The 8,644-nt window shown below is 50.9% G+C and carries 6 protein-coding genes; all 6 read left to right on the forward strand.

The features are described from left to right. Positions 1–31: 31 nt before the first annotated feature. The 6 genes from QN359_RS04695 to QN359_RS04720 all read left to right on the forward strand — a co-directional run bounded on the left by QN359_RS04695 (position 32) and on the right by QN359_RS04720 (position 8,531). Positions 32–3,835, forward strand: coding sequence for a pilus assembly protein (locus QN359_RS04695; RefSeq protein ID WP_322248335.1), 3,804 nt, complete (start codon positions 32–34; stop codon positions 3,833–3,835). Between the two features lie 50 nt (positions 3,836–3,885). After that, complete coding sequence (locus tag QN359_RS04700) at positions 3,886–4,527, forward strand: hypothetical protein (RefSeq protein ID WP_322248336.1); 642 nt, start codon at positions 3,886–3,888, stop codon at positions 4,525–4,527. A 162-nt stretch (positions 4,528–4,689) separates the two neighbouring features. After that, positions 4,690–5,202 (forward strand): hypothetical protein, encoded by a 513-nt coding sequence (locus QN359_RS04705; RefSeq protein ID WP_322248337.1) that lies wholly within the window; start codon positions 4,690–4,692, stop codon positions 5,200–5,202. Positions 5,203–5,611: 409 nt separating this feature from the next. Further along, complete coding sequence (locus QN359_RS04710; protein WP_322248338.1) at positions 5,612–6,805, forward strand: site-specific integrase; 1,194 nt, start codon at positions 5,612–5,614, stop codon at positions 6,803–6,805. Next, positions 6,802–8,184 carry a tyrosine-type recombinase/integrase gene (locus QN359_RS04715; RefSeq protein WP_322248339.1) on the forward strand — a complete coding sequence of 461 codons (1,383 nt, stop codon included), beginning with the start codon at positions 6,802–6,804 and terminating at the stop codon, positions 8,182–8,184. Before QN359_RS04710 ends, QN359_RS04715 begins: the two co-directional genes overlap by 4 nt. A gap of 53 nt (positions 8,185–8,237) precedes the next feature. Then, a complete protein-coding gene (locus QN359_RS04720) occupies positions 8,238–8,531 on the forward strand; it encodes a transposase (RefSeq protein ID WP_323493223.1) in 294 nt (97 codons plus the stop codon). The last annotated feature ends 113 nt before the right edge of the window (positions 8,532–8,644 follow it).

Below are 8,644 nucleotides of genomic sequence, written 5' to 3' on the forward strand. Positions count from 1 at the left end.
ATCTGTCCGCCGCCACGCAAAGGAATTCACCATGAAGCAGCCTGCATTATTGACACGTTTGCCGCAGATCTTGTTCGGCGCATTCGCGCTCTCTTCGCTGCTGACGCCGCTGGCAGCCCATGCCCAAGTCGCCTTGGGGGATCAGCCGCTGTTTACCTCGATCGCCGTGCCGGGCAACTTGCTGCTCTCGCTGTCGGTAGAATATCCGACGGCGCTGAGCTGGGCCTATCCCTACAATACCAATCCGTATAGCCCGGCGACCAATTATCTCGGTTATTTCGATCCCGCCAAATGCTACACCTATCAAGCTGTGGTGACGGCGCCGGAAACTCCGTATTTTCAATCTTATTCAGCGGCCACTAGCCACGCCTGCACCACCACCAGAACTGTCTCGCTGTGGAGTGGTAACTGGCTCAATTGGGCTGGCATGCAAACCATCGACACTTTCCGCTGGGCTTTGACGGGCGGTTTTCGCTCCACCGACACAGCCTCGACCACGGTACTCGAACGTGCTTGGGCTTCGGGGCAGGGTGGTTCGGGCGAAACACCGACCAAAACCATTCCTAAGTCGGGCAACCCGGCCAGCGATGTCTCGGGTGCGACGCCATTTACTTGGGCCAGCGTGACTTCGCGTGTCTGGGGCGCGGGCAATCAAATTTGGGTTTCGAATATCTCGGCCGGCTCGCTCGATAGCGTCAACGCCGCCGGTACCACGGCGTATTCCGGCCAAAGTTCACTCAGCACAACGAATCCGGCCAACACCAACGCGACCTATGCACTCAACGTGCGCGTGCGGGTGTGTGACACGACTGTCAATCTCGAAGCCAACTGTATCAGCTATGGCAACGGTGCCAAACCGGAAGGCTTGATGCAACAGTATGCGCAGAAGATGCGTTATGCCGCCTTCGGCTACCTCAATGACGGTTCTATTAACCGCGATGGCGGCGTTTTGCGCGCTAATATGAAATACATTGCGCCGACCCAGCCGGTACCGGGGGCACCGAGCATCAGCAACACCATGGCCGAGTGGAGTGCCACCGATGGCACTTTTATCGCTAATCCCAACCCGACGGATGCCACCAATTCTGCTGTTACCAAGAGTGGGGTCATGAATTACCTCAATCAATTCGGACAAGCGGCACATACCTATAAAATTTACGATCCGGTCAGCGAACTGTTTTACGCCGGCATACGCTATTTTAAAAATCTCGGCAATGTCACTGCCTACACCAGTGGTGCGACAGCGGCAATGATCGATGGCTTCCCTGTCATTACTGCATGGAATGACCCGATTTTGTACTCATGCCAGAAAAACTTCATCGTTGGTATTGGTGACGTCAATACCCATGCCGATGCAAACTTACCTGGAAGTACGCTGACCTCCAGTTATGAAAGGATCGCCGATAAGCCGGTCGACACCACGGTCAATGTGCAAACGGCGACCGCCATGGTTGGCACTTTGGAAGGCATTACGACGACCGCGTTGAGAGGCGATAACGCGACCAATTTCATCGCCGGCTTGGCCTATGATTCGCATGTCAAAGACATGCGTCCGAATGATTTCCCCAACAGCGACGGTACTACCCCGAAAACTTTAATACAGACCGTCTCGACCTACTGGATCGACGTGCTGGAAAATCAAAACTATTCGAATAATAATCAGTATTATCTGGCAGCGAAATACGGCGGCTTCATCATCCCCAGTGGGTTTCAGCCGTATGCAAGCAGCAATGCTAAAAACTTGCTGACGATAGGCGGCGGCACCACGCCCTTGACCACCACCATGTGGCATACCAATACCGATACCCTAGGCAGTAATAGTCGCCCGGATAACTACTTCAGTGGTGGTCAAGCCGATAAAATGGTTGCCGGATTAACTAACGCCTTTGCCAGTATCGCCAGTAATATTTCCGGCTCGACCACGGCGTTTTCGACTGTTTCCACCAAGCTGACCGCCGCCAATAATATCAGTTACGCGTCCGAATACAGCTCCTCTAACTGGACCGGCAATCTTTTGGCCAGCACGATTACCTACGACAGTTCCGGTAATGCCAGCAGTGTTACCAACTGGTTTGCACAGAGTTTGTTAACCTCAACGTCGACACGAAAAATTGTGACTTGCTGCACCACAGCCGGTGCCGCCTTTCCATTTCAAGCCAGTAATTTGTTGAATTCCAACCCGAGCAACTACGCGACCTTTGCCACGGTTCCCGGCGTGCCGACTGCCTCGCAATCGTCGCCTAATTATCTGGCTTATTTACGTGGCAGCCAAACTTTGGAAATCGGTCAAACCAATGGAGTTTACCGCACGCGTGCCGCATTGCTTGGCGATATAGTCGGCTCTAAGGTGGCAGCGGTCGGCCCACCTGATAGCGGCTTTTCAGAAAGTGCCAACCCTGGTTACAAAGCGTTCAAGACCTTGTATGCCAATCGCAAGACCGTTGCCTATGTTGGTGCCAATGACGGTATGTTGCATGCTTTCGATGGTTCGCTCGCCGGTGGCACGGAAATGTTTGCGTATATTCCCAGCTTTCTTTACGGTAGCAGTACCAGCGCACCGCTCACTGGCTTGGCGTCGCTCGGCAGCAGCAGCTTCGTCCATCATTATTTCGTCGATGGTTTACAACAAGCCTTTGATATCGATCTCAATGCCACTTACCAAAGCAGCGACAGCAGCGCGGCGTGGAGTTCGGTACTCATAGGCGGACTGGGCAAGGGCGGCAAAGGCTATTATGCGATCGATGTTACCGATCCTGCCAGTTGGACCACTGAAACCGTACTTTCTGGTAAAGTATTGTGGGAATTTACCGATAGCCGCATGGGCTATTCGTATGGCCCGCCGGTGGTGGTGAAAACCAAGAAATACGGCTGGACCGTGATCTTCACCTCGGGCTATAACAACAGCGATGGCAATGGCTACCTGTTTTTCGTCAACCCCAAAACCGGCGTATTGCTCGAAGCCGTCGCCACCGGCACCGGCAGTGCCACTAACCAAACTGGCCTGACCTATGCGACGGCCTTCGTTAATAATTTCAGTGACAGCACGGCCGATGCGATCTACGCCGGCGATTTGCTGGGCAATGTATGGCGTGTTGACCTGACCACCAGCACGGGCACCTATGCGGCACCGACTCAACTTGCCGTACTCAAGGATAGCAGAGGTAATGTACAACCGGTAACGACGCGCCCCTTGATTGAAGTTCAACCGGGTGCCTTCAAGCGCTATGTCTTGATCGGCACCGGGCGTTTGCTGGCAAGCCAAGATATTGCCAGCCCGAATATCCAAAGCTTTTATGCCATCGCTGATGGTAACGCCACGAAATTTTACACGACGACCACCTTACCAAGCGGTGTAGTTTTCCCGATTCAACGCAGTAATATGGTGGCCAATACCAATCTGTTAAGCGGCATAGGCACGGCACCGGCGAATCCTATGGGCTGGTACTATGACCTCGGTGTCAGCAGCGGTAACGGCGTGGCCGAACGCATTATTATCAACCCTACCAGCACCAATGGCTTCGTGGCATTTGCTTCGACCACGCCGAACGGCGATGTCTGTAACCCATCCGGTACCGGCGCAGTCTATGCAGTCAATTTCGCGACCGGCATCACTGCCTTGGTCGATGCGACCGGACGCTCAGTCGTGTCAGTGGCCTCATCGGTGATCAGTAACATTCAGTTTTACAATGTTGCCGGCCATCTGAGGCTGCAAATCGGCACTCAGAGTGTCGGCAACGGTTCCGGCTTACCAGCACCAACCACGGTGCAATCTGTTACGGAAGCACCGGTTAATTTTAGATCAGTCAACTGGCGTGAATTACCAACTGCGGATTGATCGCTACCTGCATGTGTAGTCTGTTTCGATATCAAAAACCCGGCAATTTTGTGTGCCTGACAAAATTGCCGCGTCTGAACAGCCGACTGCTGGCATGTGTCCTTACCCTGGCAGTGCACGCTGGTGTGATTATTTGTGCGCTCGACGCCAAGCTAACGGATCAGCCTACGCGCGAAAATCTGTCGGCCCGTCCCATGACCGTGTATGTTGGCTTTGGCAATGCCCGACCAGCCAAGCTGAGTACGCTTAATAATGCGCCAACAGCTTTGCCACAGCCGCCGCAGCCTGGTCTTAGCCATCGTGGTGCCGGAGAACTCGGCGCAGCCGTACCGATGTTCCTCACCAAACCAAGGGCAGTCGGGGGCAATGAGCAAGCCTTGGCCTCATTTTTACCGTCGAATCAAATGGATTGGTCGGCCATGCCGGTGTCAGAACCGGATTTCGCGGCGCTCACCGATCTGGTCGACTCACCATCGCCCTTGAAGGCGCGCATCTATGTCGATCAGAATGGTCAAGTCATACGCGTGCTGTTTTTACGCACCAACGGCTTGCGGCCGGGCAGTCTTGATCAGATCGAGGGGATATTGAAAGCCACGCGCTTCATTCCAGCTCGCCTCAACGGCAAGGACAGTGCCTCTTACCTCGACTTGGAATTGCATGTGGCTGAAGTGGAGGGCAGTGGGCTACCTTGAACATCCTTGGTCGGTTTGAAACAAAGCGACTGCATTTTTCGGAAAGCTTGGCCTAGGATCGGTATTTTCAGAAAATTCTTACAGAAATAACTTACTGAACTTTTTTCGGCCCAGCTATGATGAAGCCACAGGGGGAGCGACATCACAGAGAGGAGTTTCAATATGAAGCAACTACCCGAACACCGTCGGCTTGAGTTTCAACGCATCTTGGAAAATCTAGGACTGGGGCATGCCAGTTTGTACATTGATGCAGACGAATTGGACCGACAAGAAGCGATCGACACCAATGTACTCACTTCACTGCAAGCCTTTGAGCTAATCGTGCCATCGCTGTGGGACCCGGCCATGGATGCCGCCGACAACAGCGACGATACCTTATACAAAGTGGTGCGCTCGTATCCCAGTGCTTTCGGCCTCGACGACGAGCCGAGTACCGAGCAAGTGCGCTCGGCCATCATCACCATGCTCAGAGACAGCGCCGATCTGACTTTCTCTTTGGTCTATCTGGCCGACGATGACAACGAAGCGGCCCACTTGTATTGGCCGGAGTACGGTGAAACCTTGCAAGATTACTGGGTGTGGCTGGTACGTGGCAGCGAATTGCCGCATGGTCCAACTTGGGCATTAATCGACCGACAACAAACCGACGGCGCGTATCACTACGGTTACTGGTAAGGATAAACGGCGTGCACTGTTGCCATGCAATTTATCCCCTTGCGCGTGGCAATGTGTGACCAACTCCGAATCAACAGCTTACGTAAGATGCTTAATTTCATCCAAGTGATCGCCATTTTCAGCATCTTTTGCCCCCTGTGTAGGTACACCTTCAATTTCGCATAATTTATATTATGTTAAACGACGACCCAAGTTGTAGATGTTCATAATTGCTTTGATTGGCTGTATTGAGCGCCCCCTCTGGAAACGAATATCTAAAGTCCTCCCTGTTCATAACTGAAAAGAAAGCTTATTTATAGATCTAGCCCTTTTGTTACGGTTTAAACCCTAGTATCCTAGCGGCTTTGCGCTGCTGGGTCACAAGTTGCCATACATCGTTCAAACCGTTCGTTTCGAATCTGGAGAGCAAATGCCTCTCCTTTGTTGGTCGGACTCCGCGCAACCAGTTTTACTTCCTTTGATTTACTTGATGCTGCGCCGGCGTCATAAATCTGTAAACACGATCCGCCGCGACGTTTCAGTTCTTAAATGGCTATACGAATGGGCAGAAATGTCGCTTGGCTTAAATATTGATGCCCAAATTTTTGCAGGCCGCATTGAAAAAATCTCAGGACACCTCGACCAATTTGCCTATTGGCTTAGGTCAGGCCGTGTTGCCCTAAATGTTGTCGGCCGAATTGGCCGGTCCGAGCCTGCAGATTGGCTACATCCAAGAACTTATAACGAATACCTTGCAAGCCTCAGGCACTTCCTTTTGTGGGCTGCTGAAAGATACCCGAGTCAGTCAGAAACAGAATCGAGCTTGCGTCAGCAAATAGCCGACATCAAAAATAAAATCCACTGGAAATTTGAAGCCTTGACCTTGGGTGGTAAGACTGAAGTCGATGTCAAAGGCCTTGACTCTAGCCAAGTCGAGCGAGTCAAATCATTAATGTTTTTTAATGCCCCAGGCAATCCATTCCGCAATACCGCCAGGCTTCGCAACTGGATTGTCGTCAACGTTCTGCTCGAAACAGGCATGCGCCGCGGCGAGCTCTTGAAGCTGAAAACTACGGACCTTCACGAGATCGATGGAAAATTCTATTTGGTGATACGGCGCGAACCCGATGACCCGACCGACAGTCGAGCAGTTCAGCCAGCACAAAAAACTCTTTCGCGCACTGTCAGTATTAGTACGGCACTATTTTCCGATATCGAGCAGTACATATTGACTGCGCGCCGGCCGACCAGAAACAAGCGCCGCATAGTGCTCAAACATCAGTTCCTACTAACATCTGAGCGTGGAACACCACTTTCCTTGTCGGCAGTGAACTATTTATTTGATGTAGTGCATGCCCATCTATTTCGGCAGTCAGATGTTCCTTTCCACCCGCACATCCTCAGAAATACGTTCTGCAATAACTATTTGGAATGGCGCGTGGACGACAACGGTGCGGTTCTTGACTCCGCTCTGGATGAGCTCAGACAAATCTGCGGTTGGAATTTGACCTCCAAAATGCCATTACGCTATGCCGCGAAATGGATATCCGCGCAAGCGAATGAACACAATCGGCGACGGATTAATGCAGTGTGGAATGAGATAAATCGAAAGGATCAATTTTGAAACAGCGTTTCTTTGATTTTGACAATTCACATGAAACGGAATCTCTCCCGACTGAACAGATGGCACCTAATGCTGGGCCAAAAGTTCCGAGCCGAGTGCGTATTCGAACACGTTATCACGAAGATGAAATTTTTGTAGAGACCAGCGGCGATATCTGGCAGCACAGCAGATATTGCTCTATCAAGTGGCGGAAATGTCAGTTTGATGGCCCCCTATTGGCGGTCTTCCGGCACTTTATCTGGTACCGCTTGTCGTCCTGTTCACCTAAGACTGCCGAAAGTGATTTTATTAACGTCGTTTCAATACAGGATTTCATCAACAAGTATTCTTTTCCTTGGTCCCTTTCCGCAGCTAAGGAAATTTTGACCCTGTGCACATCCAATAGATCTGCATTTTTCAGCTTTCGTCTTTTCTATCGCTGGTCGGCTTTAAAGGGCATACCAGGATTTTCGTCTGAAATCGCGTCATCGCTTGATGATCTTGCTAGCCCCTACTTTGATCCCTATTTGTCCGTAAAGTCGAGAAGCCAAGTCCTTACTCCAACCGAGGAAATTTTGCTGCTTCGCGCGATAGACGAGCTCGGCACGGATGATGATTATTTTTCATTTCAAGACAACGTTATTTCCCATCTTAGCTGGGAATTGGGATGCAGGCCCGAACAAATCGCCGGCATTGAACATGGCCACTACTCTGAAACTGTTGGACCAAATGGGTCTACGTACTACGATCTCAAAATCATTCGATTAAAACAAGGCAATTACTCTTCAAGTTATCGAAAGCGAGTAATTTCGGAACGTGTCGCCTTGAAAATAAAAAAACTGATTCTTCTAAAAGAGGCCTACTGGCAAAAGACGAGTCAACCCGAAACTCCCCTATTCCTAACAATGGCTGGCCGCCGCATCAAAACTGATACCGTGCGACTCGCTATTGCTGGTACTTTTGAATACGCTGTTGCGAAAAGCGGAACGAGCACCCTTCTACGCCATAACATGGCCCAAAAACTCGCTGATCAAGGTACTCCTGGGGACCTCATTTCAGACCTACTTGACCATACGACGAAGATAGCTGCGCGGCATTATGTGGCTGCGACGCCTGAGATAGGTCGCATAAAAACACGGGCGCTAGGGAAAAATGAAACATACAAAGAATTGATGGGTTTAATGACGGGCACCCCGATCAACAGTAAAGATGTAAAAGATGGCCACGCTGTAGTTAAAGGCGTCGTCGCCACTAGATATATAGGAAATATAGGCGCCTGCGGCCTCGATACGGACACACATTGCGACAAGAACCCAATCTACTCTTGCTATAGCTGCAGAAAATTTCATCCTTTCATTAATGGTGATCACGATGAGGTAGTGTCAGCTGTAATGGTCTAATGTTTACGGACACCTCAATAGGAGGAATAATTACCTAAACGAGGAAAATAAAGATGACTGGGAATAAAAAATACGAAGCTACTTTTAAACTTGAAGTGGCCCGGATGGTGCTGGATCAAGGCGTAGCGGTTGCTAAAATCGTGAAAGATATGGGTATTGGAGAAACCGCCGTGCGGCGCTGGGTTGAACAATATCGCGCTGAACAAGGTGGCCAGGCTGGCATAGGGAAACCACTGTCTGCCGAGCTGCAACGGATTCGCCAACTCGAACAAGAAAACCGTCTACTGCGTTCGGACAATGACCTGTTAAAAAAAGCATCGGCCTTCTTTGCACGCGAAATGAAATGATCTACGAGTTAGTCGATCATTGGCAAACGAAGGCCTCGGTAGCACAACTGTGTCGTCTCTTGGGAGCGAGCCGGTCTGGCTACTACGCAGCAAAAGCAAAGACAAAAATGACC

The sequence above is a fragment of the Undibacterium sp. 5I2 genome, assembly GCF_035019605.1.
GTDB lineage: Bacteria > Pseudomonadota > Gammaproteobacteria > Burkholderiales > Burkholderiaceae_D > Undibacterium.